This window comes from Streptomyces sp. NPDC048416, from assembly GCF_043200435.1.
In the GTDB taxonomy this organism is placed as follows: Bacteria; Actinomycetota; Actinomycetes; order Streptomycetales; family Streptomycetaceae; genus Streptomyces.
In genome coordinates, this window is sequence record NZ_JBICXU010000027.1 from 20,297 (window position 1) to 45,512 (window position 25,216).

27 protein-coding genes are annotated in these 25,216 nt (G+C 70.6%); 16 read left to right on the plus strand and 11 right to left on the minus strand.

Going from position 1 to position 25,216, the window contains the following annotated elements; genetic code table 11:
* Positions 1–5: 5 nt before the first annotated feature.
* Genes chvE through mmsB form a run of 3 tightly spaced genes read left to right on the plus strand, consistent with a single transcriptional unit; the run spans position 6 to position 3,930 of the window.
* Entirely contained in the window at positions 6–1,121 is a 1,116-nt protein-coding gene (chvE, locus tag ACGFW5_RS27265; RefSeq protein WP_393836933.1) for a multiple monosaccharide ABC transporter substrate-binding protein, read from the plus strand.
* A gap of 47 nt (positions 1,122–1,168) precedes the next feature.
* The gene (gene mmsA / locus ACGFW5_RS27270; RefSeq protein ID WP_393836993.1) at positions 1,169–2,689 is read left to right on the plus strand and encodes a multiple monosaccharide ABC transporter ATP-binding protein; all 1,521 of its coding nucleotides are present in this window, start codon (positions 1,169–1,171) and stop codon (positions 2,687–2,689) included.
* Between the two features lie 5 nt (positions 2,690–2,694).
* Positions 2,695–3,930 (plus strand): multiple monosaccharide ABC transporter permease, encoded by a 1,236-nt coding sequence (mmsB, locus tag ACGFW5_RS27275; RefSeq protein ID WP_393836934.1) that lies wholly within the window; start codon positions 2,695–2,697, stop codon positions 3,928–3,930.
* Positions 3,931–4,105: 175 nt separating this feature from the next.
* Here mmsB and ACGFW5_RS27280 read toward each other — a convergent pair whose 3' ends face one another.
* The 3 genes from ACGFW5_RS27280 to ACGFW5_RS27290 all read right to left on the minus strand — a co-directional run bounded on the left by ACGFW5_RS27280 (position 4,106) and on the right by ACGFW5_RS27290 (position 6,298).
* A complete protein-coding gene (locus tag ACGFW5_RS27280) occupies positions 4,106–4,948 on the minus strand; it encodes an SMP-30/gluconolactonase/LRE family protein (protein ID WP_393836935.1) in 843 nt (280 codons plus the stop codon).
* Positions 4,945–5,715 (minus strand): IclR family transcriptional regulator, encoded by a 771-nt coding sequence (locus ACGFW5_RS27285; RefSeq protein WP_393836936.1) that lies wholly within the window; start codon positions 5,713–5,715, stop codon positions 4,945–4,947. Before ACGFW5_RS27285 ends, ACGFW5_RS27280 begins: the two co-directional genes overlap by 4 nt.
* A 202-nt stretch (positions 5,716–5,917) precedes the next feature.
* Complete coding sequence (locus tag ACGFW5_RS27290) at positions 5,918–6,298, minus strand: peptidase inhibitor family I36 protein (protein WP_393836937.1); 381 nt, start codon at positions 6,296–6,298, stop codon at positions 5,918–5,920.
* 386 nt (positions 6,299–6,684) lie between these two features.
* Between ACGFW5_RS27290 and ACGFW5_RS27295 the strand changes: the two genes are divergently transcribed.
* From ACGFW5_RS27295 to ACGFW5_RS27315, 5 genes are all read left to right on the plus strand, one after another.
* Positions 6,685–7,320 (plus strand): hypothetical protein, encoded by a 636-nt coding sequence (locus ACGFW5_RS27295; protein WP_393836938.1) that lies wholly within the window; start codon positions 6,685–6,687, stop codon positions 7,318–7,320.
* Positions 7,307–8,242: a class F sortase gene (locus ACGFW5_RS27300; RefSeq protein WP_393836939.1), complete on the plus strand. Its 936-nt coding sequence runs from the start codon at positions 7,307–7,309 to the stop codon at positions 8,240–8,242. The genes ACGFW5_RS27295 and ACGFW5_RS27300 overlap by 14 nt, the downstream gene beginning before the upstream one ends.
* A 229-nt stretch (positions 8,243–8,471) precedes the next feature.
* Complete coding sequence (locus tag ACGFW5_RS27305) at positions 8,472–9,398, plus strand: carbohydrate-binding protein (protein ID WP_393836940.1); 927 nt, start codon at positions 8,472–8,474, stop codon at positions 9,396–9,398.
* A 75-nt stretch (positions 9,399–9,473) separates the two neighbouring features.
* Complete coding sequence (locus ACGFW5_RS27310) at positions 9,474–10,556, plus strand: dihydrodipicolinate reductase (RefSeq protein ID WP_393836941.1); 1,083 nt, start codon at positions 9,474–9,476, stop codon at positions 10,554–10,556.
* On the plus strand, positions 10,553–11,032 hold the full coding sequence (locus ACGFW5_RS27315; protein WP_393836942.1) for a carboxymuconolactone decarboxylase family protein: 480 nt from the start codon (positions 10,553–10,555) through the stop codon (positions 11,030–11,032). Before ACGFW5_RS27310 ends, ACGFW5_RS27315 begins: the two co-directional genes overlap by 4 nt.
* Positions 11,033–11,075: 43 nt before the next feature.
* Here ACGFW5_RS27315 and ACGFW5_RS27320 read toward each other — a convergent pair whose 3' ends face one another.
* A complete protein-coding gene (locus ACGFW5_RS27320) occupies positions 11,076–12,722 on the minus strand; it encodes a GMC oxidoreductase (RefSeq protein ID WP_393836943.1) in 1,647 nt (548 codons plus the stop codon).
* A 181-nt stretch (positions 12,723–12,903) separates the two neighbouring features.
* A complete protein-coding gene (locus ACGFW5_RS27325) occupies positions 12,904–13,968 on the minus strand; it encodes an NAD(P)/FAD-dependent oxidoreductase (protein ID WP_393836944.1) in 1,065 nt (354 codons plus the stop codon).
* Between the two features lie 82 nt (positions 13,969–14,050).
* On the opposite strand from ACGFW5_RS27325, the gene ACGFW5_RS27330 reads away from it, so the two are divergent.
* On the plus strand, positions 14,051–14,644 hold the full coding sequence (locus tag ACGFW5_RS27330; RefSeq protein ID WP_393836945.1) for a helix-turn-helix domain-containing protein: 594 nt from the start codon (positions 14,051–14,053) through the stop codon (positions 14,642–14,644).
* 64 nt (positions 14,645–14,708) lie between these two features.
* Here the strand turns inward: ACGFW5_RS27330 and ACGFW5_RS27335 are convergent, their stop codons facing one another.
* On the minus strand, positions 14,709–15,509 hold the full coding sequence (locus tag ACGFW5_RS27335; protein ID WP_393836946.1) for a LysR substrate-binding domain-containing protein: 801 nt from the start codon (positions 15,507–15,509) through the stop codon (positions 14,709–14,711).
* A gap of 58 nt (positions 15,510–15,567) precedes the next feature.
* Between ACGFW5_RS27335 and ACGFW5_RS27340 the strand changes: the two genes are divergently transcribed.
* The 5 genes from ACGFW5_RS27340 (at position 15,568) to ACGFW5_RS27360 (ending at position 18,626) form a co-directional block, all read left to right on the plus strand.
* Positions 15,568–15,984: a DUF5997 family protein gene (locus ACGFW5_RS27340; protein ID WP_393836947.1), complete on the plus strand. Its 417-nt coding sequence runs from the start codon at positions 15,568–15,570 to the stop codon at positions 15,982–15,984.
* A 209-nt stretch (positions 15,985–16,193) separates the two neighbouring features.
* Positions 16,194–16,706 carry a hypothetical protein gene (locus ACGFW5_RS27345; protein WP_393836948.1) on the plus strand — a complete coding sequence of 171 codons (513 nt, stop codon included), beginning with the start codon at positions 16,194–16,196 and terminating at the stop codon, positions 16,704–16,706.
* An 86-nt stretch (positions 16,707–16,792) separates the two neighbouring features.
* Positions 16,793–17,287, plus strand: a complete 495-nt coding sequence (locus ACGFW5_RS27350; RefSeq protein ID WP_393836949.1) for a hypothetical protein — start codon at positions 16,793–16,795, stop codon at positions 17,285–17,287.
* Positions 17,288–17,399: 112 nt separating this feature from the next.
* On the plus strand, positions 17,400–17,852 hold the full coding sequence (locus ACGFW5_RS27355; protein WP_393836950.1) for a MarR family winged helix-turn-helix transcriptional regulator: 453 nt from the start codon (positions 17,400–17,402) through the stop codon (positions 17,850–17,852).
* 183 nt (positions 17,853–18,035) lie between these two features.
* Positions 18,036–18,626 carry a hydrolase gene (locus ACGFW5_RS27360; protein ID WP_393836951.1) on the plus strand — a complete coding sequence of 197 codons (591 nt, stop codon included), beginning with the start codon at positions 18,036–18,038 and terminating at the stop codon, positions 18,624–18,626.
* 166 nt (positions 18,627–18,792) lie between these two features.
* Here ACGFW5_RS27360 and ACGFW5_RS27365 read toward each other — a convergent pair whose 3' ends face one another.
* Positions 18,793–19,293, minus strand: coding sequence for a flavin reductase family protein (locus ACGFW5_RS27365; protein ID WP_393836952.1), 501 nt, complete (start codon positions 19,291–19,293; stop codon positions 18,793–18,795).
* A gap of 233 nt (positions 19,294–19,526) precedes the next feature.
* Between ACGFW5_RS27365 and ACGFW5_RS27370 the strand changes: the two genes are divergently transcribed.
* The gene (locus tag ACGFW5_RS27370) at positions 19,527–19,877 is read left to right on the plus strand and encodes a PRC-barrel domain-containing protein (RefSeq protein WP_393836994.1); all 351 of its coding nucleotides are present in this window, start codon (positions 19,527–19,529) and stop codon (positions 19,875–19,877) included.
* Positions 19,878–19,954: 77 nt separating this feature from the next.
* On the opposite strand, the gene ACGFW5_RS27375 is transcribed toward ACGFW5_RS27370, so the two are convergent.
* The 4 genes from ACGFW5_RS27375 to ACGFW5_RS27390 form a co-directional block, all read right to left on the minus strand.
* Positions 19,955–20,899: a cation diffusion facilitator family transporter gene (locus tag ACGFW5_RS27375; protein ID WP_393836953.1), complete on the minus strand. Its 945-nt coding sequence runs from the start codon at positions 20,897–20,899 to the stop codon at positions 19,955–19,957.
* A 96-nt stretch (positions 20,900–20,995) separates the two neighbouring features.
* Complete coding sequence (locus tag ACGFW5_RS27380) at positions 20,996–22,222, minus strand: SRPBCC family protein (protein WP_393836954.1); 1,227 nt, start codon at positions 22,220–22,222, stop codon at positions 20,996–20,998.
* Positions 22,215–22,880, minus strand: coding sequence for a DNA primase (locus tag ACGFW5_RS27385; protein ID WP_393836955.1), 666 nt, complete (start codon positions 22,878–22,880; stop codon positions 22,215–22,217). Before ACGFW5_RS27385 ends, ACGFW5_RS27380 begins: the two co-directional genes overlap by 8 nt.
* A 437-nt stretch (positions 22,881–23,317) precedes the next feature.
* Positions 23,318–23,860, minus strand: coding sequence for an FABP family protein (locus tag ACGFW5_RS27390; RefSeq protein WP_393836956.1), 543 nt, complete (start codon positions 23,858–23,860; stop codon positions 23,318–23,320).
* 253 nt (positions 23,861–24,113) lie between these two features.
* Between ACGFW5_RS27390 and ACGFW5_RS27395 the strand changes: the two genes are divergently transcribed.
* The gene (locus tag ACGFW5_RS27395; RefSeq protein WP_393836957.1) at positions 24,114–25,211 is read left to right on the plus strand and encodes an FAD-dependent monooxygenase; all 1,098 of its coding nucleotides are present in this window, start codon (positions 24,114–24,116) and stop codon (positions 25,209–25,211) included.
* Positions 25,212–25,216 lie beyond the last annotated feature (5 nt).

The window sequence follows — 25,216 nt, forward strand, 5'->3', positions numbered from 1 at the left end:
TCACCATGCGCCGCACCCGTTTCCGCAGAACAGCCCTCGCCCTCGTAGCCGGCTCCCTCGCCCTCGCGCTCGCCGCGTGCGGGCAGAGCAGCGACGGCGGCGGCAAGGACACCAAGAAGGGCGGCAAGGGCTCCACCATCGGCATCGCCATGCCGACCAAGTCGTCCGAGCGCTGGATCAACGACGGCAACAACATGGTCAAGCAGTTCCAGGCACTCGGCTACAAGACCGAGCTCCAGTACGGCGAGGACAACGTCGACCAGCAGGTCGCCCAGATCGAGAACATGATCACCAAGGGCGTGGACGTCCTGGTGATCGCCGCCATCGACGGCCGTGCCCTGAGCGACGTACTGAAGCAGGCCGCCGAGCAGCACATCAAGGTGATCTCCTACGACCGGCTCATCCTCGGCACACCGAACGTCGACTACTACGCCTCGTTCGACAACGAGAAGGTCGGAGTGCTCCAGGCCTCGTACATCATCGACAAGCTGGGGCTCAAGGACGGCAGCGCGAAGGGGCCGTTCACCATCGAGCTGTTCGCCGGCTCACCCGACGACAACAACACGCGCTACTTCTTCCAGGGCGCCCTCAAGACGCTCCAGCCCTATCTGGACAGGAAACAGCTCGTCGTACAGAGCGGCCAGACACGGCTCAATCAAGTGACCACGCTGCGCTGGGACGGTGCGACCGCCCAGAAGCGCATGGACGACCTGCTCACCAAGGCGTACTCCACGGCGCGTGTCGATGCCGTGCTCTCGCCGTACGACGGGATCTCGATCGGCGTCCTGTCCGCGCTGCGTTCCGGCGGCTACGGGACGGCCGCCAAGCCCTACCCCGTCGTGACGGGCCAGGACGCCGAGGTCGCGTCGGTCAAGTCGATCATCGCGGGCGACCAGACACAGACCGTCTACAAGGACACCCGGGCACTGGCCAAGCAGGCCGTGCAGATGGCCGACGCCGTCCTCAACCACAAGACGGTCGAGGTCAACGACACCAAGACGTACGACAACGAGAAGAAGGTCGTGCCGGCGTTCCTGCTCGACCCGGTCAGCGTCGACAAGTCCAACTACCGCGCGGAGCTGGTGGATTCGGGCTACATCAAGGCGAGTGACCTGAAGTGAGCGACCGGCCGCACGAGGCGCCGCAGCCGGGCTCGCCGGTCCTGGAGATGCGCTCCATCGTCAAGACGTTCCCGGGCGTGCGGGCGCTTTCGGACGTGTCCCTCACGGTCGCGGCGGGCGAAGTCCACGCCGTGTGCGGGGAGAACGGAGCGGGCAAGTCCACCCTGATGAAGGTCCTCAGCGGGGTTCATCCGCACGGCAGTTACGAGGGTGACATCCTCTTCCGGGGCGAGCACTGCGCCTTCAAGGACATCCGGGCCAGTGAGGCGCGCGGGATCGTCATCATCCACCAGGAGCTCGCCCTGGTGCCCTATCTGTCGATCGCCGAGAACATCTTCCTCGGCAACGAGCACGCCACCCGCGGTGTCATCAGCTGGCACGAGACGCTGAAGCACGCGGCGCGGCTGCTCAAGCGGGTGGGCCTGTGCGAGCATCCGCAGACCCGGGTCGCGGACATCGGCGTCGGCAAGCAGCAGCTGGTGGAGATCGCGAAGGCGCTCTCCAAGGAGGTGAAGCTGCTCATCCTGGACGAGCCGACGGCGGCGCTCAACGACGAGGACAGCGCCCATCTGCTGGACCTGATCAAGGAGTTGAAGGGCCAGGGCATCACGTCGATCGTGATCTCGCACAAGCTCAACGAGATCGCGGCGGTGGCCGACTCGGTCACCGTCATCCGCGACGGCCGCACCATCGAGACCCTTGATGTGCGAGACCCCGCGACGACCGAGGACCGGATCATCCGGGCCATGGTCGGCCGCGACCTCGACCATCGTTTTCCCGACCGGACGCCGTACGAGGGCGAGCCGGGCGCGCACCCCGCGCTCGACGTGCGCCACTGGACCGTGCACCACCCCATCGACCAGCAGCGCAAGGTCGTCGACGACGTCTGCTGGCACGTGCGGCGCGGGGAGATCGTCGGAATCGCGGGCCTGATGGGCGCCGGACGCACCGAGCTCGCGATGAGCCTGTTCGGCCGCTCCTACGGGCGGAACATCAGCGGCACGGTACGCAAGGACGGCCGTGAGATCCGCACGCGGACCGTCCCCGAGGCGGTGGCCCACGGCATCGCGTACGTCACCGAGGACCGCAAGCGGTACGGCCTCAACCTCATCGACACCATCGCCCGCAACATCAGCACGGCCGCACTGGACCGGGTGTCGCGGCGGGGTGTGGTCGACGAACACGAGGAGCGCAGGGTCGCGGAGTCCTACCGCCGGTCCATGAACATCAAGGCGCCCACCGTCTTCGAGCAGGTGGGACGGCTGTCCGGCGGAAACCAGCAGAAGGTCGTGCTCAGCAAGTGGATCTTCGCGGGTCCCGATGTGCTGATCCTCGACGAGCCGACCCGCGGCATCGACGTGGGTGCCAAGTACGAGATCTACACCGTCATCGACCAGCTCGCGGCTCAAGGCAAGGCGGTCGTCTTCATCTCCTCGGAACTCCCCGAACTGCTCGGCATGTGCGACCGCATCTACACGATGGCGGCCGGCCGGCTCACCGGTGAGGTCCAGCGGGCCGAGGCGACCCAGGAAGTGCTGATGCGCCACATGACCACGAACAAGAGGTAGTCACCATGGGTCCGGTCACCACCGACACCCCGAGGAGCGCCCCGCCGGCGCCCGGTTCCCCGCGCCCGGCGTCGGCCGCGCTGCTGCTCGGCGCGGCGCGCCTCAACATGCGCCAGTACGGGATGCTCGTCGCGCTCGGCCTGATCGTCGTGCTGTTCCAGATCTGGACCGGCGGGGTGCTGCTCAAGCCGAACAACGTCACCAATCTGGTGCTCCAGAACAGTTACATCCTGGTCCTCGCGATCGGCATGATGATCGTCATCATCGCCGGTCACATCGATCTGTCGGTCGGCTCGCTGGCCGCGTTCGTCTCGGCCGCGTGTGCCGTGATGATGGTCGAGCACCATGTGCCCTGGGTGCTCGCCCTGGTGGTGGCGCTCGTCATCGGTGCGGCCGCGGGCGCCTGGCAGGGGTTCTGGATCGCCTACGTCGGGATACCGTCGTTCATCGTCACCCTGGCGGGCATGCTGCTGTTCCGCGGCGGCACCCAGATCCTGCTCGGCTCACGCTCGCTCGGGCCGTTCCCCGAGGGCTTTCAGGAGATCTCCACGGGGTACCTCCCCGCGCTCGGGCCCGACACCAACTACCACAATCCGACCGTCCTGTTGGGGCTCGCCCTCATCGCCGTCGTCGTGGTCCAGGAGGTGCGGTCCCGGCGGCGCCAGCGGGCGTACGACCTCGATGTGCTGCCCCGCTCCCTGTTCGTCGCCAAGTGTGTGGCGATGGCCGCCGCGGTCCTCGCCTTCACCATGACGCTGGCCAGTTACCGGGGCGTCCCGGTGGTGCTGCTCCTGCTCGCGGCGCTGCTGATCGGCCTCGGCTTCGTGATGCGCAACGCGGTCGTGGGGCGCCATGTGTACGCGCTCGGAGGCAACCAGGCGGCGGCGAAGCTGTCCGGCGTGAAGGACAAGCGGGTCACCTTCCGGGTCTTCGTCACCATGGGTGTGCTCGCCGCGCTGGCCGGTGTGGTCTTCGCGGCCCGGCTGAACGCGGGCACTCCCAACGCGGGCGTGAACTTCGAACTGGAGGCCATCGCCGCCTCGTTCATCGGCGGCGCCTCGATGAGCGGGGGCGTCGGCACGGTGTTCGGCGCCGTCATCGGCGGCCTGGTGCTCGGCGTACTCAACAACGGCATGTCCCTGGTCGGCATCGGCACGGACTACCAGCAGGTCATCAAGGGGCTCGTCCTGCTTGCCGCGGTCGGCTTCGACGTCTACAACAAGCGCAAGGTCGGCTCGTGAGTCCCCGTTGGCGACGGTCCACCGGCGGCCGACCACGGCGCCCTCGGCCGGCGGGCCGCGCTGCGTCCGGTGCGCCCTGGCGCACCTCCGCGGTGCACTCGTTCTCGACCCGCTGAGTGCTTCGCGTGCCGGTGCCCCACGGCCTCCCGTGGGGCGCCGGCACATACGGGGCCGGTCAGCCGGCGAACGCGCGCCCCGGCAGGCCGCGTCCGGCTCCTTCGACGACGAGCACCGAACCGGAAAGGGGGTGCGGTGCGGCCAGACCGGCGCGGGCGGAGGTGATGTAGAGGTCGGTGAGGCCGGGGCCGCCGAAGGCGCAGGCCGTGGGGCGCCGCACGGGCAGTTCCAGCACCAGGTCGAGGCTGCCGTCCGCGGCGTAGCGCCGCACCATCCCTCCGTCCCACAGCGCGATCCAGACCCCGCCATCGGCGTCCACGGTGAGTCCGTCGGGATACCCGGCGTCTGCCTCGATGGAGGCGAACACGCGTCTGTTGTGCGGCAGTTGGCCGTCGAAGTCGAAGACGTCGACGGTCCGGGTCGGGGTGTCGACGTAGTACATGAGCCGCCCGTCCGGGCTCCAGCCCGTGCCGTTGCTGACGCTCACCTCGCCCAGCACCTCTCGCACCGTGCCGTCCGCGGCGACCCGGCTCAGGGAGCCCCCTCCGGGCGCCTCGTCGTAGCGCATGGTGCCTACCCAGAGCGCGCCGTCGGGGGCCACCGCCGCGTCATTGCCGCGCCGTCCCGGTACGGCATCGCGTGCCAGCCAGCGGAATGCGCCGCGTGGACCGTACAGCCCGACGCCGTCCCGGAGGTTCACCACCAGGCCGCCCCCGGCGCGCGGTTTCGCCGCGCCGACGTGCTGCTCGGTGGCCAGGACGGTACGCCTTCCGGTGCCCGGCTCGAAGGTGTGGATCCGCGAGGACAGGATGTCCACCCAGATCAGCCGGCCGGTGGCCGGGTCCCACGTCGGACCTTCACCGAGCTCTGCCCACTCCCGCACCGCGATCTCATACCTCACCGGCTCCCCCGGTGGCCGAGCCTCGCGGAGAGGTCCCCCGCGCCCTTCTCGGCCAGTGCCGACAGCTCGGCCTCGCGCTCCTCGCTCCACCTGATCATGGGCACCGAGATCGAGAGCGCGGCGACCACCCGCCCAGCCCCGTCCCTGACCGGCGCGGCCACGCAGCTCACGTCCGGGTTGGACTCGCGGTGCTCGACGGCGGTCCCGCGCTCACGGATCTCGGCGAGGGCGGACCGCAGGGCGGCGGGGCCGGTGATGCTGTCCGGCGTCATGGCGAGAAGTTCACGCTCGCCGAGGCGGGCGTCGAGCTCGTCCTCGGGCAGCATGGCGAGCAGCATCTTGCCGACGGAGGTGCAGTGCGCGGGCAGTCGACGGCCCGCCGCCGAGACCATGCGGACGGCGTGGGTGGAGTCGACTTTGGCGATGTAGATGACATCGGCGTCCTCCAGGATCGCGACGTGTACGGTCTCGTCGCACGTCTCGGCGATCGCGCGGGCCACCTGCTGTCCTTCGGCAGCGAGATCCAGTTGCTCGGCGTACCGACTGCCGAGCTGGTGGGTGCGGACGCCGAGGCGGTAACGTCCGGGCTGCTCCTGCACGGGCGCCAGATAGGACCGGGCGGCCAGGGTGGTGAGCAGTTCGTGAACGGTGGTGCGGGGAAGCCCGAGTCGACGGATGACGTCGGGCGCGGAGAGGCTGCCCTCGCTCTCCAGGAAGAGTTCGAGGACGTCCAGCGCCCTGGCCACTGCGGGAACCAGTCGGCCCATGCTCGGCCACCCACCCTCATTGTTCGAAACTCCGGCCACCGGCCGGGATGACGAACACAGGCTAACCATCGGGGTGTTCGGCGGGCAATGGGTCGCCACTGCCGGGCCGAGGCGGAGGGGCGGCTGCGGCGCGATGGCTTCACCCCGCGCGTGCCCCCGGCCGCCCCTGCCCGTCAAGCGTGTCGCACGGCAGCGGGTGGGTCTACTGGGGCTTGAAGGAACGGATCTGGTAACTGCCCTGGAGGTTGCCGCCCTTGCCGGACTGCGTGGATCCGACGCGCGCGTGATAGTTGGTCTGGGTGTAGTACTGGACGCGGTGCCCGGTCTTGTTCCACACCGAGAGCACCTTGCGACCCTTCTGGATGAAGGAGCAGTTGTCCGCGGTGTTGGCCAGTTTGGACTGCGACCACTGGCAACGGGTTCCCGTGCCGTTCCAGCCGCTGTAGATGCAGAAGTAGCCGCCCGTGCAGTTGTAGGCCGTCGCTCGGGCGGGGGCCGCGGGCGCCGCGGTCGCGGTGGGGACGACACCCAGCGCGGCGGCAAGGGCCACGGAGGTGACGGCGAATGAGTGGATACGTCGCATGGGAACAGCTCCTCTTTCTCGTCGGCGGCGGCCCGGTCCTGCCCTGTCCGGCGGGCCGGTGTCGAAGCGCCGAGTGGACGCGGGGAAGCCACCATCGGGTGGGTGCACTGCTGGGCCGACCCGCGGAATCACCGTCCAGTATTTCTTCGCGCCAGGCCCGCCAGCAGGGCATTTCTCGCCGATCGGGCCTGTTCGGGGCACACGGGCGCGCACTCCGGTAGTGCGCCGGGGCCCACTCGATACGCCCCGGCAGCGCTCCGTTGGGACGGACGGGTGATGTTCGCCGGGTGTCGCGGCGCGGCTCGGGCGCGGCGGCGCGGAGATGTGAAACAGAGTCAGGCAGAGGTCCGTTTTGTATGACAATCATCTCGACCAGAGGAACGTTCATGCCTGCCCCAACACGTCACACCTCCGCCAGTCCGCGCACACGGATCGCCGCCGTCGCGGCTCTCACGCTCGCGGGGACCGCCCTCACCACCCTCGCTGCCGCACCCGCCGCCTTCGCCGCACCCGGCGACAACGGCGACATCAAGGTCCACGCGGTGGGTACGCCCTTCACCGACCCGCGCGACGAGCCGAAGGTCTGCAACTTCTACCTCGACGCCTTCGCCTTCGACGCCGCGCCGGGCACCGCCTGGAACGTCAACACGGAGCCGATCCGGGCGGGCGGCCCCTCGCTCTCCAACACCATCCAGCTCGTGTCCGGCGCCGGCCACACCCCTCCGCTCACGCTGCCCAACGGGCAGTACAAGCTCAGCTGGAACGTCGTCGGAGGCACGGGCCCGGGCAAGCAGAAGATCTTCACCGTCGAGTGCCCGGTGTCCGCGCAGCGCGCCGCGATCGGCCCGCACAACGGTCCCCCGCACATCAGGCCGCACGGCGGGGTGGCGGCGGGCGGCGGCGGTCTCGCCGAGTCCCCGAGCATCCCGCAGGCCGGGGCCGTGGCGGGCGTCGGACTTGTCGCGGTGGCCGGGGTGCTCTACGTCCGCCGGCTCCGCCGCCGCCCCCATGGCGAAGCGTAGACGCGCTCCCATCGCCCGGCACCGGACGCGCGCCTACCGCCTGACGAGGACAGCGGCACTGACCCTGTCCCTGGTGGTGGGCGGCGTCTGGTGGGCCCAGGACGACGGGGCCGCCCCGCCGTCCGCCGCCGGGCCGAGGGACGCCGAGGTGGCCGTCGCCCCGGCGGGCGACAGCCGGGGTGCGGCGTCCCCGCGTCCGGCACCGCCCCAGGCGTTGCCACCGTCCCCGGCGGTCTCGCTGACGGTTCCGCACCTGGGCATCACGGCGCCGGTCGTGCCCCTGGGCCTTGACACCCAGCATCACCTCGCCACCCCGCCCGTGAACAACCCGAAGATGGTGGGCTGGTACCGGGACGGCCCGTCTCCCGGTGAGACGGGAACCGCCGTCGCCGTCGGGCACCGCGACACCAAGACCGGGGCCGCCGTCTTCGCCGACCTGCGGGCGCTGCGCCCCGGCCGCCTGATCGAGGCGCGCCGCGCCGACGGCAAGGTCGCGGTCTACACCGTCGACCGGGTCAAGACGTACGACAAGGCGCATTTCCCCGATCAGGAGGTGTACGGGCCGGCGAAGCGCCCGGAGCTCCGGCTGATCACCTGCGGCGGCCGGTTCAGCCACAAGTCGGGGTACGAGAGCAACCTCGTCGTCTTCGCGCACCTCACCCAGGTCCGCACGCCGGCCGGCCAGGCCCCCACCCCGGTCCCGCAGAGCCGCACCCCGGCCGCCAAGGCGCCCACCCCGGCCCCGCAGAGCCGCACCCCGGTCACCAAGGCCCCCACCCCGACGCCGCAGAGCCGCACCCCGGCCACCAAAGCCCCCACCCCGGCCCCGCAGGGCAGCCCCCCGGCCACCGAGGTGCGTCCGCCGGTGGCCCCGGCCGCCACCCCGGCCGCCCCGGCCGCCCCTGGGGGCCGACGGGCGTAACTCGGCGGTCGGCCCCCTTCGGGCGCCCGGCCCGTCCGTCGCGGCGGACGGCCGGAAAGCGCCCCTTGGGGCTCCGGCGCTCTCCCGTGGCCATTGACACCCCTGTCAATGACATGGACATTACTAGTCGCTCATACGGCTCCCACCCGCCCCACCCAGGCGGCACCACGAGCCGCGCTCCACCCCCCACCCTCGTCACATCCATGACGCACGGTCCTGGAGGAGCCACATGAACCGACGCAGATCCGCCCTGGCCGCAGCCCTGTTGGCGGCCGTCGCCGGGCTGGCCTCGCTACAGAGCACCCAGCCCGCCACCGCCGCCCACCCAGCCCACCCAACCCACCCCGACTCCCTCACCCCCTCCCCCGACGCCCCCCACCGCGGCACGGTCGCCGGAGTGCGCACACCGGACCGCAACGTCGCGAGGGACCGCGCCGTGCAGGCGCTCAAGAAGGGCCGGAGCGCCCCATTCCGCACCGCCGCCGCCGACCCGACGCACAACTGGTGGGGCATCTTCCCCGAGCCGGGCACCCACGACGGCATCACCGCCACCCACACCGTCGACCCCGGCTACCGGGTGAGCACCGACGACAACTTCACCTACGCGCCGACGACCAAGGCACAGAACTCCTGCATGGAGGTGGTCACCGCCTACTGGAACAGCGGCAACGAGATATGGGCATGGGACTGGTGCGGTGCGGGCGGGCCCGCCAAGACGGTCGCCGTCGACGCGGACTTCAAGGCGAAGTACACCCGGCCCGCCGGCACCGAACTCGCCTACAGCGTCCAGTTGGTGCGTGACAGCGCCGCCAACAACAGCTGGTCCTCCTACCTGTACAACTACCGTTCCGCGCAATGGGAGTTGCTGTACCGCCAATCCGGCCGGGACCAGAGCGGGCTCGACCACGGCTGGGACATGTTCGAGATATACGCGAGCGTCGACCCGGCGACCGGGACGGGCTACTACTGCACCGAGGCCCGCGACACCGTCTTCGACAGCAGCGCCATACAGCTGCGCCACAACGGCACCTGGAAGCCCGCGAGCCCGTCCGACTCGCCCTGGACCGAGCAGAATCCCTCAGGTCAGGACTTCCTGTGCCCGTCACTGAGCTTCATCCGGGCGGGCGCCGACGACCACTGGACGGTACGTCAGTAGAGGGCGGCGCCCGGGGCGGCATCTTTTCCGGGCACGGCTCTAGGAAGCTCACGGCCCGCTCGCTACCCTCCGCGCATGATTTCCACGATTGTCTGGGGTACCGGCAATGTCGGCCGTGCGGCGATACGTGCCGTGCAGGCCCATCCGGCGCTGCGACTCTCCGCCGTGCTCGTGCACGACCCGGCGAAAGTGGGCCGCGATGCCGGTGAACTCGGCGGCCTGGAGCGGGCGTTGGGTGTCCCGGCGACCGATGACATCGAGGCGGTACTGGCCGCAGGCCCCCAGGCCGTGGTGTACGCGGCGTCCGGAGACATCCGGCCCGACGACGCCCTGGCCGACGTCGTCCGTGCGCTGCGCGCGGGCGCCGTGGTGGTCACCCCCGCGCTGTATCCGCTCTACGACCACATCAGTGCCCCGCCGGAATGCAGGGACCCGGTGCTCGCCGCCATCGCGGAGGGCGGCGGGTCCCTGTTCGTCTCGGGCGTCGACCCGGGCTGGGCCAACGACGTACTGCCCCTGCTGATCAGCGGACTCGGCACGGTCGTGGACGCGATCCGCTGCCAGGAGATATTCGACTACTCCACCTACGAACAGGAGGAGTCGGTCCGTCATCTGGTCGGCATGGGCCGGCCGATGCACTACGAGCCACCGATGCTCGCGCCGGCCGTCCCGACCATGGTGTGGGGCGGCCAACTCCGGCTCATGGCACGGGCGTTGGGCGCCGAGCTCGACGACATCCGCGAGACCACGGAGCGGCGCCCGCTCGACGCGACGGTGAGCACGCGCACGATGGGCACCTTCGAGGCAGGCACCCAGGGCGCCGTGCGCTTCGAGGTGCAGGGCATCGTCGAGGGCGAGCCGCGCATCGTCATCGAGCATGTGACCCGCATCCACCCCTCGTGCGCCCCCGACTGGCCGGCGCCGCCCGACGGCGGCGACGGGGCGCACCGCGTCGTCATCGAGGGGCGGCCGCGCATCGAGGTCACCGTCGAGGCGAGCGACGAGGGCGAGAACCGGTCGGCGGGCGGCAACGCCACCGCGGTCGGCCGCCTGGTGAACGCCATCGACTGGCTGGTGGCCGCGGAGCCCGGGCTCTACGACGCGCTCGACGTCCCGCTGCGCCCGGCAGCCGGAAGACTGGGAAGGAAGCAACGATGAGGATCGACATTCCCGACGGCCAGGAGCCGATCGGATACGTGTGGGGTGACCTGGTCCCCGGCATCGGCATGGCCGCGGCGAACTTCTCGCTGTCCGTGTACGCCCACACCACTTTGGGGCTGCGGGAGTTCGAGGCGGCGCGGCTGCGGATCGCGCAGATCAACGGCTGCCGGTTCTGTCTGGACTGGAGGACCGACCGGGACGGCGAGAAGGTCGAGGAGTCCTTCGCCGACGCGGTCACCGAGTGGCGCACCACCGATGCCTTCGACGAGCGCACCCGGCTCGCTGCCGAGTACGCCGAGCGGTACGCCGTGGACCACCACGGGCTCGACGACGCGTTCTGGGCGCGGATGACCGCGCACTACAGCCAGGTCGAGATCGTGGAGCTGAGCATGAGCATCGGCTCATGGCTGGCGTTCGGCCGGCTCAACCACGTGCTCGGCCTGGACTCGGTGTGCGTACTGCCCACGCACTGACGACGGGGCCGCCCGGCGCCCCGGGCGGCCCCGCGTTCTGCCGTCATGCGAGATCGACGGCGATGATCTTCTCGATGTTCCGTTCGGCGAGCGCCGTGATGGTGACGAACGGATTGACGCTGGTGTTGCCCGGGATGAGCGAGCCGTCCATGACGTAGAGGCCCGGATACCCCTGGAGGCGGCCGTAGTTGTCGGTCGCCTTGTTCAGGACCACGCCGCCCAGCGGATGGTAGGTGAGCGTGTCGTTCCAGATCTTGTAGACGCCGAACAGATCGGTGCGGTAGATCGTGCCCTCCGTCGCGTTGATCTTGTCGAAGATGGTCTTGGCCATGTCGATGGAGGCCTGCTTCCAGGCGGTCTGCCAGTCCAGGTCGACCCGGCCGGCCGCGGGGTTCCAGGAGAACGTGCCGCGGTTGGGGTTCTTGGTGATCGACAGGTAGAACGAGGCGTACGTCTCGATGCCGGTGGGCAGGGGCGCGACCTCGGCGAAGGCGCCTCCGGCGTTCCAGTTGTCGATGCCGCCGCACGGGATGGCCGCCTGGACCTTGCCGGTGGGATCCCACAGGTAGTTGGCGCGTCCGCACATGACGTTGCCGTTGTCGCCCCAGCCACGGCCGACCTCGCCGTTGAGGCGCGGCAGGGCGCCGGTGGCCTTCAGTTTCACCAGGAGCTTGCTGGTGCCCACGCTGCCGGCCGCGAAGAACACCCTGTCCGCCGTGACGGTCTTGGTGCCGGTGACGTCGCCGTCGGTGTCGAGCTGCTCGATGACGACCGTGTAGCCGCCGCCGGAGCCCGGCGAGACCGAAGTGACCCGGTGCAGCGGGGAGATGGCGACCCTTCCGGTCGCCTTCGCCTGGGCCAGATAGGTCTTCTGAAGGGACTTCTTGCCGTAGTTGTTGCCGTACAGGATCTCGCCCGCGACGGCCGACTTGGGGACGGTTCCGGCCGCTTCCTGCTTCATGTAGTCCCAGTCGTACACGTCGGGTACGAACTCGAAGGGGAAGCCGGAGCGCTGGGCCTGCTTGCGGCCGACGCGGGCGAACTGGTAGCAGTCCACGGTGTCGAACCAGGCCGGGTCGATGAGCCCCGACCCCAGTCCCGCGTTGGCGCGCGGATAGTAGGTGGTGTACATCTCGTCGGGGTTGACCGAGGGGAGGATGGCGGCGAAGTTCTCCCGCTTGGGCGTGACCGCCATGCCGCCGTTGACGAGTGAGCCGCCGCCGACGCCGCGGCCCTGGTAGACGGTGATGCCGCTGAAGTCCTCGGCGTCCAGGATCCCGGTGTAGCGGGGGACGGCCCGGTCGATCGGGATGCCGAAGAAGTTGCTCAGCGGCTGCTTGGTCTTGGTGCGCAGCCAGTACGAGCGGTAGTCGGGCGCGGTCGTGTTGCAGAAGACCTTGCCGTCCGGGCCCGGTGTGTCCCAGGCCATGCCCATCTCGATCATCTGCACGTCGACGCCGGCCTGCGCCAGCCGCAGCGCGGTGACGGAGCCGCCGTAGCCGGTGCCGATCACGAGGGCCGGCACATGGGCTCCGTCGCCGATGGGGGTGGCCGGAGCGAGGGGTCGCGCCTGGGCCGAGGGGCCGTGACCGATGAGGGCGGCCGCACCGAGAATAGAACCTGTTCCAGCGATGAATCTTCGCCGCGACACACCCTGGGAATGCGCATGGTGCATGGTAGTGTCGTTCATGTGACATTCCTCACTCTCGATGGAGTGAGAACAGGTTCTACTTGCGGCTCCGCGAGAAGTCACTACATACCTAGAGGTAACTTCTGGCTTGTTACGCGCTCTTGAACGCGGGCGGCCCCTGCTGATCGGCGGGGCCCGCGGCCGGGCGGGATCGGCCGCGGCATGCCCAAGGCGCTCGCCGTCACAGCCCGTGTCGCCGGTCGCCCAGGACCACCTCGCACACCTCACGCTCCAGATGTGCGGAGAACGGCGCTCGGCGCTCCGCGACCGCGCGGCGGGTCTCCTCCGCGATCAGGTCGGCGTTGATCGCGGCCCCGGCCCGCACTCCCGCGGCCGCGGCCGCCACGACCTGATCGGTCGGGCTGGTGACGTTGCCCGCCACCCAAACGCCGGGCACATCGGTCGCGCCGGTCGGATCGGCGGCGATACGGCTGCCGATCACGGCGCCGGCCATCTCCAGATCCGTGGGTTCGAGCCCGAGCGAGGCGAGCAGTTCGGCTCCGGCCGTCATCTTCGTTGCCACGGCCAGTACGTGACGTCGGATCAGCGTGCCGCTCGCGAGGCGTACGCCCAGCAGGCGCCCGTCGCGGGTCTCCAGCGAGGCGACCTCGCCGATCACGACGGAGACACCGCGCGCGGCAAGCTCCTCGTACTGGTCCTCGTCCGGCTCGTCCATGGTGTGCACGAAGAGCGTGACGTCCGCGCTCCACTGCCGCCACAGCAGGGCCTGGTGCACGGCCAGCGGTCCGGTGCCCAGGATGCCGATCGCCCGGTCCCGCACTTCCCAGCCGTGGCAGTACGGGCAGTGCAGCACGTCGCTCCCCCACAGGTCCGCGAGCCCGGGTACGTCAGGGAGTTCGTCGACCACGCCGGTGGTGACCAGAAGCCGCCGGGCGCGGAGGTCGGACCCGTCTGACAGAAAGACGCGGAAGACGCCGCCGTCACGCTCGGCGCCGGTCGCGGCGGCGGTGATGAACTCCCCGCCGTAGCCGCGGACTTCGGCCCGGCCTGCGGCCAGGAGCTCGCCGGGCGGGGTGCCCTCGCGGCCGAGGTAGGCGTGGACGCCGTCGGCCGGCGCGTTGCGGGGATGGCCCGCGTCGACCACCAGGACGGAGCGGCGGGCCCGGCCGAGGGTGAGCGCCCCGCTCAGTCCCGCGGCGCCGCCGCCGATCACCACCGCGTCGTAGATCTCCTGCCGGCCGCCTTCGGGGATGCTGTTCATCGCGTGTTCCGTTCGCTCGTTCATGTGCGACACCTCCAGTGCCGCGATGGTGCGCCCGTCTTTCTCCGGTTGACAAAACAACTTGCCGTTACAGCAAATGGATCCCATGGCACACGAGGATCTGAGTGACGTACTGACCGGTGTCGGCCCTCGGCTGCGGGCGCTGCGGCGCGCCCGCGGCACGACCCTCGCCCAGGTCGGCGAGGCGACGGGGATCTCCCTGAGCACCCTGTCCCGCCTGGAGTCAGGACAGCGCAAGCCGACGCTTGAGCTGCTGCTGCCACTGGCCAGGGAGTACCGGGTGCAGCTCGACGAGCTCGTCGGGGCCCCGGCCACCGGCGATCCGCGCATCCACCCGCAGCCCTTCACCCGGCACGGCCAGACCTTCGTGCCGCTCACCCGCTATCTCGGCGGGCTGCACGCGTACAAGCAGATCCTGCCGCCCCGGCAGACCCCCGAGGGCGCACGGCCCGAGCTGAACGTGCACGAGGGATACGAGTGGCTGTACGTCCTGTCGGGGCGGCTGTGGCTGGCGCTGGCCGACAACGACCTCATCCTCACCGCCGGGGAGGCCGCCGAATTCGACACGCGCACCCCGCACGGCGTGGCCAACGCGGGAGACCGGCCCGTCGAATTCCTCTCCCTGTACGGGGCTCAGGGCGAGCGCATGCACGTACGGGCCCAGCCCGCCGCGGGCTAGATCCGTATCGGGCTGGATGCGTATCGGGCTCGACGGGAGGGCCAGGGGGTCAGGAGGCTGGAGGTCAGGGGCGGCGGGGCTTGCCGCGCTTGGCACCGCTCTTCGGTGCGCCCGCGCCACCGCGCGCGTTCTTGCCGCCGGGCTTCCCGGCCGCCTTGCCGGACGCCTTGCCGGACGACTTGCCGGCTGCGGCCTTGCGGGGGGCGCCGCTCTTGTCGGCACGCTTCGTCTTGGGCTGGGGCGGAGTGGGCGTACGGCCGCGGGAGCTGTTCACGGTGCGGCCGCGGACGATCCCGATGAACTCCTCCACCAGATCGGGGGCGATCTCCTCCTCCGCCCACGACAGCGCGACGCGCGACTCGGGAACGCCGGTGAGCGTCCGGTAGGTGAGGTCCTTGCGGTGGTACAGGCGCGCGAGGGACTGCGGCACGACGAGCAGTCCCACTCCGGCCGCCACCAGCTCGACGGCGTCCTCCGTCGTGGCGGGGCGCTCAAGGGCGGGCCGGCCGGGCGGCCGCTCCCAGTCCAGGGTGTCGTCGAGCGGGTGCAGCACGATCTCGTCGGCCAGTTCCTCGGCGGAGACCTCCTCGACCGCGGCCACGAGGTGGTCCTTGGGGATCACGACGACCGTCGTCTCGGTGTAGAGGGGGATCGCGCTGAGATCCGTACGGTCGATCGGCAGCCGTACGAATCCCGCGTCGGCACCGCGGGCGCGCAGCAGGCCGGGCGCCTCGGCGGCGGACACCGTCGTGAGGGTCAGGGGGACGTCGGGCAGCCGCTCGTTCCAGATCCGCACCCACTTGCTCGGCGTCACACCCGGAACGTAGGCGAGCCGGAACGCTGGGGATTCTTCGGAGCCTGTCACTCCGCCAGGTTACCGGTCGTGGTCGGCGGGATCGCACACGCTCGCTACTCTTGACACCATGACGTCGCACCAGACCACCCAGACGATGAAGCCCGCCACCGCGGCGAAGAAGCTGGGTGTGTACCTTGAGGCCACCCCCGCCGAGTTCCAGGAGGGCGTGGTCTCGCGCGCCGAGCTGAACGCGCTCCAGACCGACCCGCCCCAGTGGCTCCAGGACCTGCGGAGCACCGGCCCGCACCCCCGCCCCGTGGTCGCGGCGAAGCTCGGCGTCTCCATCGCGGGTCTCGCGCGCGGCGGAGTCACCGAAGCCCTCACCACGGAGCAGATCGACGCCCTGAAGCAGGACAACCCGGAGTGGCTTCAGAAGGAGCGCGCCACCCAGGCCGAGGTCCGCAAGGAAACGGTCCGCATCAAGGAGAAGCAGCGGGAGAAGACCGCGCAGCAGGCGGAGGAGCCCCGCGGCTCGCGCTCCTGACACCGGTCGGCGCCGACGCGCCGCCGCCCGCAGTCCACAAGAGGGCCGCCGATCATCTGCTCCGCAGCCGGTCGGCGGCCCTCTTCGTCCATGACGCTCCTCGCCCACGCCTGCCGCCGGCCCCCCGGCCCTGCGCCCTCATGCCCCAACTCCCCACCGGGCAAGGCAAGTCGGGGTCCTGGGCGGTGCGGCTGGGGCATGATGCCGTCATGGCGGAGATCAGCGAAACCCTGTGGAACGCGGGCGTCACCGCATCCGACTACGGTGCGGAGCGGGCGACTTACCATGCGGCCGTCTTCGAACAGTACAAACTGTGCGTGGAGATGGCCGACCGGGTCAGTGCGCGTCGCAACCTGGCCAACACCTTCTTCGTGACCCTCCACAGCGGACTGCTGACCTTCCTCGGCGTCTGGCTCACCCAGTCACACCGCGCCAGGCTCTCGGTCGTGCTGTTGCTCGCGGGACTGCTCGTCCTGCTGTCCCTGTGCACGGCGTGGTGGTTCACCCTGCGCTCCTACCAGCAGCTCAACACCGGGAAGTTCGAGGTGATCGCCGCGCTGGAGGAGCGCCTTCCGGCCCGCGCCTTCAGGGCCGCCGAGTGGCAGGCGCTCCGAGGCGGCCGGGACTGGCAGGTCTATCTGCCGCTGACCCACGTCGAGCGCTGGATCCCCGCCATCTTCGCGGTCACCTACGTGTTGGGGTGTGTCGCCCTCGCGGTGTGAGACACGCATTCCTCGACCCTGACCAGCGTTCGCATCCACGGGCGGCGGCGCCGCACAACCGGCCGCGCACGGAAGGGAGTTGTCGCGTGGTCACGATCGCCGTCACCGGGCACATGGATCTGGATCCCGGCACCATCGGGCCCGTTCGTGCGCAACTGCGCGAGCTGCTGGCGGAGTTCTCGCCCGGCCTGGTGGGCCGCTCGTGTCTGGCACCCGGGGCCGACACCGTCTTCGCCCAGGAAGTCCTGGCCCTCGGCGGCACGCTGTGTGCGGTGATTCCGTCCCGCGACTACCGGGACGCCGAGGTGGGCGCGGCGGACCGGAGCGTGTTCGACGCGCTGCGCGCGGCGGCCGAGGACGTGGCCGTCATGCCGTACGAGCACGCGGGCCGGGCCGCCTACGAGGCGGCGAACCGGCGGTTGCTCCAGGGAGCCGACCGGCTGGTGGCCGTGTGGGACGGCGGGGCGCCGACGGGGCGCGGGGGCGGGACCGCCGACACGGTGGCCGAGGCGCGGGCGGCCGGGGTGCGGGTCGACGTGCTGTGGCCACCGGGGTCCCTCAGAGCGAGCGCCCCTGTCTGAGCGGGCCGCGCCCGGCGCCTTTGTCCGAGCGGGCCGCGCCCGGCGCTCTCCTCGGGCCGTATCTGTTCAGGCCAGACTGGACAGTTTCAACTGAAGATCTTACGGTGGCGGCATGGCAGACACCGCTCCTGATGACATCTCCGCTTCGGCCGCGCGCGCCGCGCGCGATCTGCGGGTGGTGTTCAGCCGGCTGCGGCGCCGGCTCCGGGAGGTCGCGGACACCCAGGACCTCACTCCCTCGCAGGTCTCCGCGCTGACCCTCATCGACAAGGGCGGCGCGGCGTCGGCCAGTGCCCTCGCGGCGACCGAGGGCGTACGTCCGCAGTCGATGGCCGCCACCCTGGCGGCGCTCGACCGGCAGGGCCTGATCCAGCGCAGCCCCGACCCCGAGGACGGCCGCCGTCAGCTGGTCACCCTCACCGAGGCGGGCCGCGAACGCGCCGAGGGCAATCGTCAGGCACGGGCGGAGTGGCTGACGCAGGCGTTCCAGGAGCGCTACACGGAGGGTGAGCGCGGCACGATCGCCGAGGCGATGGCCCTGCTGGAACGGCTCGCCCAGCCGTGACCACGACACCGCCCGGTCCCGCCCGCTCGGCCCGGGCCCGCCCCTCGGTGCCGGGCCCCCGGACGTCCCGCCGCCGAGACCCGAACCTCTTGGGCAGGCCGCGAACCCCCTGCGCGAGCCTCCCCTGAGCGACGCCCCCAACAAGACCCCCCAGCAAGGCCAGTAGGCAGGAAAGGCACCACCATGGCTCTCACCACCCTCGACCCTCGCACCGCTCTGGTCGTCATCGACCTCCAGCGGGGCATCGTCGCGTCGCCCACCGCACCGTACTCCACGGCCGACGTCGTGTCCCGCACGGCTGAACTCGCCGACGCCTTCCGTTCGCACGGGCTTCCCGTCGTCCTGGTCCGCGTCTCGATCGCCGCCGACGGCGCGGACGCCGCTCCGGGCCGCACGGAGGCCGGCCACGGACGGGGTGGTCCGAGGCCCGAGGGCTGGGACGTCATCGTCGACGAACTGGCCGGGCACCCCGGGGACATCACCGTCACCAAGCGCAACTGGGGCGCCTTCCACGGCACGGACCTCGACGTGCAGCTCCGTCGCCGAGGCGTCACCCAGATCGTGCTGACCGGGGTGGCCACCAGCATCGGTGTGGAATCGACCGCGCGCGCCGCCCACGAACACGGCTACCACGTCACGCTGGCCACCGATGCCATGACCGATCTCCGGGCCGACGCGCACCAGAACAGCATCGAGCGGATCTTCCCCCGCCTGGGAGAGACCGGCACCACGGCGGAGATCGCCGAACTGCTGACGAAGACCCGTACGGCCTGAGACGTCCCCCGGGCCCCACGGCGCCGCTGTTCTGAGACGTCCCCCGGGCCCCACGGCGCCGCTGTTCTGAGACGTTCCCGGGGCCTTACGGTGCCGTTGTTCTGAGACATTCCCCGGGGCCCCACGGCGCCCCTGTGGGGCCACACCAGTGGGGGCGTACGCCGCCTCAGGCGTCCTGCACCGGATGACCGGCGTCGATGCCCTCGCTGTCGCTCAACCGGAACAGCTCTCCCTCTCGCGACGGCGGCCGCGGGACGGAGGCTTCCAGGGGGCTGAGCAGGAAGCCGACGTGGTCGCCTCCCTCCACCTGTCCTTCCACCTGGCCCACGAGCCAGGCCGGGGCGTCGTCAAGCAGGACCGTACCGGCAGGGCCCTCGCGCCAGGCGATGTCCGCGAACTTGTCGACCTCGTCGCCCGTCAGACCACCGAAGTGCTCCGCCAGCTCGTACTGTGCGCGGCTGAGCTGATGGACCGCGAGGACATCGGCCGAACGGGCCACGCGGTACGTCCTGTTGGCCGTGGACAGCCACACCATGAGCCGCAGCGGCACCATCGAGCACTGCGAAGCGAACCCCACCAGGCACCCGGCGCGCTCCCGGCCCGCGACGGCCGTCACGACATACATCGGGTAGTCGAGGCGGTCAAAGAACTCATCCACGGCACTCATCTGCTGCAACCCCTCACCTTGTGGTCCGCACACCTTGACCGGCCCGCCACAGGGGCGCCACCCGGCACGCACCGGATCGCCCGAACGGCTGAAAGAAGCGACGGGCCGACCGCTCCGAGTGTAGGAGCCTGGGCCGGGGGCACCCGGGAGCTTGGCGGGGCGACAGGCACCGTGCACCAACGGCGACCGCCGTCCGCACCCCGCCACCACCGTCCACCCGAAGGGATTGCTCCATCATGGAGAACATCTGGGCCTACCCGGACGCCGCCGCCTACCAGCCGGGCACCGACCTGACCGGGTTCAAGGTCGAGGCGACCGACGGAAGCATCGGCAAGGTCGACAAGTACTCGGAGGAGGTCAGCTCCTCGTACATCGTCGTCGACACCGGCCCGTGGATCTTCGGTAAGCACGTCCTGCTGCCGGCCGGCGTCCTGACGCGCATCGACGCCGTCGAGCAGAAGATCTACGTGGCCTGCACCAAGGAGCAGATCAAGGACTCCCCCGAGTTCGACAAGGACAAGCACCTCGGGGACCCCGCCTATCACGACCAGCTGGGCGGCTACTACGGACGTCCGCACATGTGACGTCCCCGCACACGCGATGCCCGGCCGTCCCGAGCGGCCGGGCATCGTTGCGTGTGGGCAGGCTCCTTGGATGCCCGTCAGGCGGAGGCGTCCCGGGTGGCCGGTGACCGCTGTGCGTCCGGCGGGGCGTCCGTGATGTCGAGGAACACATGGTGCGCCTCCGGCCACGCCTTCGCCACGGCCGCCTTGATGCGCTCGGAGACCAGCTCGACCTCCTCGCTGTCGAGCCCGGGCCGCAGGTCGATCCGGGCGGCGACCAGCGTCGAGTCGAGGCCGAGCCTCATCGTCAGCAGGTCGGCCACGTTGTCGATCTCGGGCTGTTCGTCCAGCAGGGCCCGGATGCGGCGCCGCAGCTCGGGGTCCACCGCCTCGCCGATGAGCTGGTCTCGGGCCTCCTTGCCGAGCCGGTACGCCACGTACACCAGGAGCAGCCCGATGGCCATCGAGGCGGACGCCTCCCAGACCACCCGGCCGGTGACCATGTGCAGGGCCATGCCCGCCCCGGCGAGCAGCACACCGAGCACCGCCGTGCCGTCCTCGGCGATGACCGTGCGCAGCGCCGGGTCGCCGCCGATGCCGCCCGGCTGGCGGCGCACCTGGTAGAGGGCGCGCAGCAGTGAGCCGCCTTCGGCCACGAGTGCCACGCCCAGTACGGACAGGCCGATGACGTAGCCGCCGGTGGATTCCTGCTCCTGCGAACGCAGCGCCTGGACGCCTTGCAGGAACGAGAAGCAGCCACCCATGACGAAGATGCCGACGGCCGCGAGCAAGGACCAGAAGTAGCGTTCCTTGCCGTAGCCGAATGGATGGCGCTGATCTGCGGGGCGCCGGCTGCGCCGGAGCGCGGCGAGCAGGAAGACCTCGTTCATGCTGTCGGCCACGGAATGCGCCGCCTCCGAGAGCAGCGCGGGCGATCCGGCCAGTACACCGGCGGCCGCCTTGGCTGCCGCGATGAGGAGATTGGCTCCGAGCGCCACCAGGACGGTCAACCGGGTCTTGCGGTCCTTCTTGTCTTCGGTCACTTCTCCATGCCTCCGTGGCCCGGTATTTGACACCTCGTCAGTCAACTGCTCCTGGGGGCGGCACACGCCGCCCCCAGGAAGACCACGCGCGGCGGGTCACCGGCGGGCGCTGCTCCGGGAGCCGGCGTAGGAGCGGCGCTTGCGTGCGGAGGCCGCTTCCTCAGGGTCCTCCAGCTCTTCCTCGTCCGCCTCCTCGACAGGCCCCTCGTCCTCGTCCGCCTCCTCGACGGGCCGCTCGTCCTCGTACTCCCCCTCGACGGGCTCCGCCCCCTCTTCCGCCCCCTCTTCCTCTTCCTCGTACTCGTCCTCGTAGGCGCCTTCGGGGTCGTCCTCGTCGTACTCCTGGACGGGTTCGCCCTCGGCCTCCTCCTCGCCCTCGGGCTCGGCCCCCGCCTCTTCCTCATCCTCAGCGGGGTCGACCCCAGGCTCCTCGTGCCCTGACTCGTCCTCGTCCCGGTCCTCCCGCGACTCGGAGGCCTCCGGCTCCCGCTCCTCTTCCTCCTCGGCGACCGCGTCCTCGTGGCTGACCACGACCTCGCCGTCCCGGATCTCGCCGCGCCAGCCGCCCTCGGCCTCGCCGAGCAGGGCGATGTGGCGCGCGAAGTTCTTGAGGTCGAGCCGGGCGCGGCGGCCCTGGGCGCGCCAGATGTTGCCGGTCTTCTCGAAGAGGCCCTTCGGGTAGTACTCCATCACCAGCAGGACCCGGGTGAGGTTCTTGCCCAGCGGGTGGAAGGTGACGACGCCCTTGGCGGTGCCCTTGGCGCCCTCGGAGGTCCAGGCGATGCGCGCGTCCGGCACCTGTTCGGTGGTGTGCGCCTTCCAACTGCGGCTGGACCAGAAGACCTTGACCTTCCAGTCCGATGTCGTGTCGTCGGCGACGGTCGCGCTCTTGACGCCCTTGGCGAAGCTGGCGAAGGACTGGAACTGGGTCCACTGGTCGTATGCGTCGCGTACCGGCACGCCCACGTCGACGGACTCCATGATGACGGTCGGCTTGCGCCCGGCACCGCCCTTCTTCCGGCTGCCACCGAGTCCCTTGAGCATGTCCTTGGCGTTGTCCTTGAGGTGGGAGGCGCCCATTTCCACGGCGGCGCGGACGGGCCCCTTGCCTTCGGCCACCTTGCGGCCGCCTTCGAGGGCGAGCTTGGCGAAGCCCGGGCTACGGCCCTCGGCGATGTCGGTCAGCTTGACGGTGGTCTCGCCCAGCTTGTGTCCCATGCCCACGAGCAGCCGCTCGCCCTGGGCGAGCAGATAGGACTGCACCTCCGACTTGAGCCGGTCGGCGGCGGGGTTGTTGGTCAGCGGGTTTTTTGTCTCAGCCACGGTCGTCACCGCCCTTGCCGGCGCGGCGGCTCGCCGTCTTCTTCGCGGGCGCCCGCTTCGGCATGCGCTGCACGGACTTGGCCGTCTTCTTGGCCGACGACGCCTTGGACGAAGCGGACTTGGCGGCCGTGCCGCCGGTCGAACGGCTCTTGGACGGCTTGTCGTCCCCGCTCGACGACCTCGACGGCCTCGACGGCCTCGAAGACCGGGAAGCAGACCGCGACGAGGACCGGGAGGACCGTGAAGCCGACTTGGCGGGCGCCTCGTCCTCCTCGTCCGGCTGCTCGTCCTCGTCCTCGTCGCCCTCGTCGTCCGACGAGCCCGCCGCGCCCTGGACCACGCCCGACATCCGGTCGTGCACATCGAGCGTGCGGTCGTGCAGCCGGTCGGCCAGGCCTTCGAGCTGACGGTTGAGGAGCGCGCCGGTCGCGGCCTTGCCGACGCCGCGCATGTCCTCCCTCAGTTGATCGCCGATCTCCTTGAACTGCGGATTTCCGGCCAGCTGCGCCGCCGCGAAGTCCGCGATCGCCCGCGGGCTCAGTTGCAGGCGTTTACCCATGACCAGGGTGCCTATGCCAAAGGCCAGTTTCGCCTTCTTCGTACGCCCCAGCAGATAGCCCGCGCCCACCGCGAGCCCCAATCCCATCCGATTGTTCATGTCAGAACCTGTCCTCTTCTCGTCGGTCTCGCGAGGGGTAGTCCGGGGAAGGACTCATCACACCGGGTAGCCAACGAGGCCAGAGCCAAACCCTGGAGCGAGAGACGAGGACGGGAGACAGTGGGTCGCCCCCAGGGGGCCGGATCGCGTCGGGGCCATCCCATCGCGCCCGTTCCGCGCAGGTCAGAGGTGGGTTCACAGCCGCGGCGTCCCGGATCGGCCCCCGCCGCTCGTGCCGTCGCCGCGGTCCCGACGATGCTGTGGCGACGCACTGAACTCCGCGTCGGCGGCGGGGAGTCGGGCCGGCGCCGGAGGCGGGACGTCATGACCGGCACGTGGCGGAAGAGGCGGGAACGGGGCCGGGCGATCACCCTGGGCGCGGGGACCGTCGCCCGACCGCGGCCCGCTGCCGACGTGTCGGCTCCGGCGCGGAGGCCTCAGTTCCGGCGGCGCAGGACGGCCGAGAGATGGTGCTGCAAGGGCCGGCCGACCGCGGCCAGGTCGTGGGCGAAGGTCAGCGTGTCGTCGTCGGTCAGCTCGTAGCGCCGCCGGGTGGCGTCGACCTCCTTCGCGGTGGGGGTGCGGGCCACCTCGTGGGTGGAGAGGTCCACCGCCTTCCCGTGCGCGGCGCCGACGGCGATCTCCGCGATGCCGGTGGGCTGGGTGATCAGGGCCTCCACACGGCCGTCGGGCTGGAGCCGCCACCAGCCGCTCTCGCGCGCCGAGGGGCGCAGCGGCGCACCGTCGTCGTCGAGCAGCCAGGCACGGGCCTCGTAGTGCAGGAAGGGGCGGCCGTCATGGGTGAACGTGACTTCCTGCGCGTATGCGAAGTCCCCGTCGAGCGTCGGATACCCGCCCTCGCCTCGGCCGTACCAGCTGCCGATGAAGCCGGCCACGGGCGCGAGCAGCGCGTGCGGGGCAGGGGCCTGGTCCCGTCGGTGGGCGTCGGGGTAGGGAAGTTCCGGTGCGGCATCGAACACGGTATGTGCTCCTGAGCTCGGGTCTGTTGCCGGACCGAAGCCTAGCCAGTAGGGCCGCTCCTCAGGCTCGAACCGCGCTGAGCAAAGCCCTAACCGATAGGGAAACAGATCGGTGATAAAAAGCTAACCGTTAGTGTTACGGTGGCGGCATGAAGAGAGCGCGGCTCGCCAAGTCCGACGGTCCGGCGCCGGGTTCGCCGCCTTCCGTCGTCGGCCGGCCTCGCCACCACACCGGACAGCAAGCGGAGGATCGATGCGCACTGTGATCGTGGGAGCGGGTCTGGTCGGGCTCACCGCCGCGGCGTCGCTGCGGCAGATCGGGCATGAGGTCATCGTGCTGGAACACGCGCCGCAGGTGCGGGCCGCCGGGGCCGGCATCGGCCTGTGGCCCAACGCGCTGCGGGAGTTGGACACCCTCGGCGTCGGTGACGACGTCCGGCGCATGGGCAAGACCGTCGACGCCCGGTTCTTTGACGCCGCCGGGCACCCGATACGCGCGGCCGGCTACGATCCGGCCGCCCACCAGTTCCTGATGGTGCCGAGGCCGGACCTCAACAACCTCCTCGCCGACACCTTCGGCATGGACCAGGTCCGCCTGGGAACACATGTCACCGGCTTCACCGAACACGACACACAGGTGGAAGTGCACATCGCCGACGGTGCGCCACTGCGGGCGGATCTGCTGATCGGAGCGGACGGTGTGTACTCCGACGTGCGCGCCGCCCTGGTGCCCGGCAGCGCGGCGGTCGCGCATGCCGGCAACTACGCCTGGCGGGCCGTGGTGCCCTCCGGGGACGAACGGCCGGAGGGCACGTTCGTCACGCTCGGCTCCGCGCGGACCCGAGGCGGCTACACGCGGGTCGCGCAGGGCCAGACCATGTGGTGGGTCGGCCAGTTCGACGCCGGTGAACTGGTCGGCGGCAAGAGGGACCGGGCCCTGCGCAGGGCCCGCAACGTGGCTGAGTCCGGTTGGCACGACGAGCTTCTGGAGATGATCGCCGCGACGCCGGAGGAGTCCATCCTGGAGAATCAGATCATGTTCGTCCCCGAGCTGCCACGCTGGACCACCGACCGGGTCGCGCTGATCGGGGACGCCGCGCACGGCCTGTCCCCGCACATCGCGGCGGGTGGCACCCTGGGCATCGAGGACGCCGGAGTGCTGCGTGCGGAACTGGCGAGCGGGTCCGACACAGCCGCCGCCCTCGCCCGCTACGAGAGCGCCCGCCGCTCCCGGTTCAAGCAGGTGCGCGAGCACTCCGCCGCGGTCGAGCACGCCAACGGGGCCGCCGAATCCGCCGAACGCTACGCCGCCTTCACCCACTGGATGACCACCACCATGCCCACCACCTGAGCGCG

Coding starts and splice junctions, on each gene's coding strand:
- ACGFW5_RS27290 (WP_393836937.1), bottom strand. CDS start 6,298: ATGCGACGTATCCACTCATTCGCCGTCACCTCCGTGGCCCTTGCCGCC.
- ACGFW5_RS27345 (WP_393836948.1), top strand. CDS start 16,194: ATGGCGGAGATCAGCGAAACCCTGTGGAACGCGGGCGTCACCGCATCC.
- ACGFW5_RS27300 (WP_393836939.1), top strand. CDS start 7,307: ATGGCGAAGCGTAGACGCGCTCCCATCGCCCGGCACCGGACGCGCGCC.
- ACGFW5_RS27310 (WP_393836941.1), top strand. CDS start 9,474: ATGATTTCCACGATTGTCTGGGGTACCGGCAATGTCGGCCGTGCGGCG.
- ACGFW5_RS27355 (WP_393836950.1), top strand. CDS start 17,400: ATGGCAGACACCGCTCCTGATGACATCTCCGCTTCGGCCGCGCGCGCC.
- ACGFW5_RS27305 (WP_393836940.1), top strand. CDS start 8,472: ATGAACCGACGCAGATCCGCCCTGGCCGCAGCCCTGTTGGCGGCCGTC.
- ACGFW5_RS27315 (WP_393836942.1), top strand. CDS start 10,553: ATGAGGATCGACATTCCCGACGGCCAGGAGCCGATCGGATACGTGTGG.
- ACGFW5_RS27395 (WP_393836957.1), top strand. CDS start 24,114: ATGCGCACTGTGATCGTGGGAGCGGGTCTGGTCGGGCTCACCGCCGCG.
- ACGFW5_RS27340 (WP_393836947.1), top strand. CDS start 15,568: ATGACGTCGCACCAGACCACCCAGACGATGAAGCCCGCCACCGCGGCG.
- ACGFW5_RS27330 (WP_393836945.1), top strand. CDS start 14,051: ATGGCACACGAGGATCTGAGTGACGTACTGACCGGTGTCGGCCCTCGG.
- mmsB (WP_393836934.1), top strand. CDS start 2,695: ATGGGTCCGGTCACCACCGACACCCCGAGGAGCGCCCCGCCGGCGCCC.
- ACGFW5_RS27385 (WP_393836955.1), bottom strand. CDS start 22,880: ATGAACAATCGGATGGGATTGGGGCTCGCGGTGGGCGCGGGCTATCTG.
- ACGFW5_RS27295 (WP_393836938.1), top strand. CDS start 6,685: ATGCCTGCCCCAACACGTCACACCTCCGCCAGTCCGCGCACACGGATC.
- ACGFW5_RS27360 (WP_393836951.1), top strand. CDS start 18,036: ATGGCTCTCACCACCCTCGACCCTCGCACCGCTCTGGTCGTCATCGAC.
- mmsA (WP_393836993.1), top strand. CDS start 1,169: ATGCGCTCCATCGTCAAGACGTTCCCGGGCGTGCGGGCGCTTTCGGAC.
- ACGFW5_RS27285 (WP_393836936.1), bottom strand. CDS start 5,715: ATGGGCCGACTGGTTCCCGCAGTGGCCAGGGCGCTGGACGTCCTCGAA.
- ACGFW5_RS27365 (WP_393836952.1), bottom strand. CDS start 19,293: ATGAGTGCCGTGGATGAGTTCTTTGACCGCCTCGACTACCCGATGTAT.
- ACGFW5_RS27320 (WP_393836943.1), bottom strand. CDS start 12,722: ATGAACGACACTACCATGCACCATGCGCATTCCCAGGGTGTGTCGCGG.
- chvE (WP_393836933.1), top strand. CDS start 6: ATGCGCCGCACCCGTTTCCGCAGAACAGCCCTCGCCCTCGTAGCCGGC.
- ACGFW5_RS27325 (WP_393836944.1), bottom strand. CDS start 13,968: ATGAACGAGCGAACGGAACACGCGATGAACAGCATCCCCGAAGGCGGC.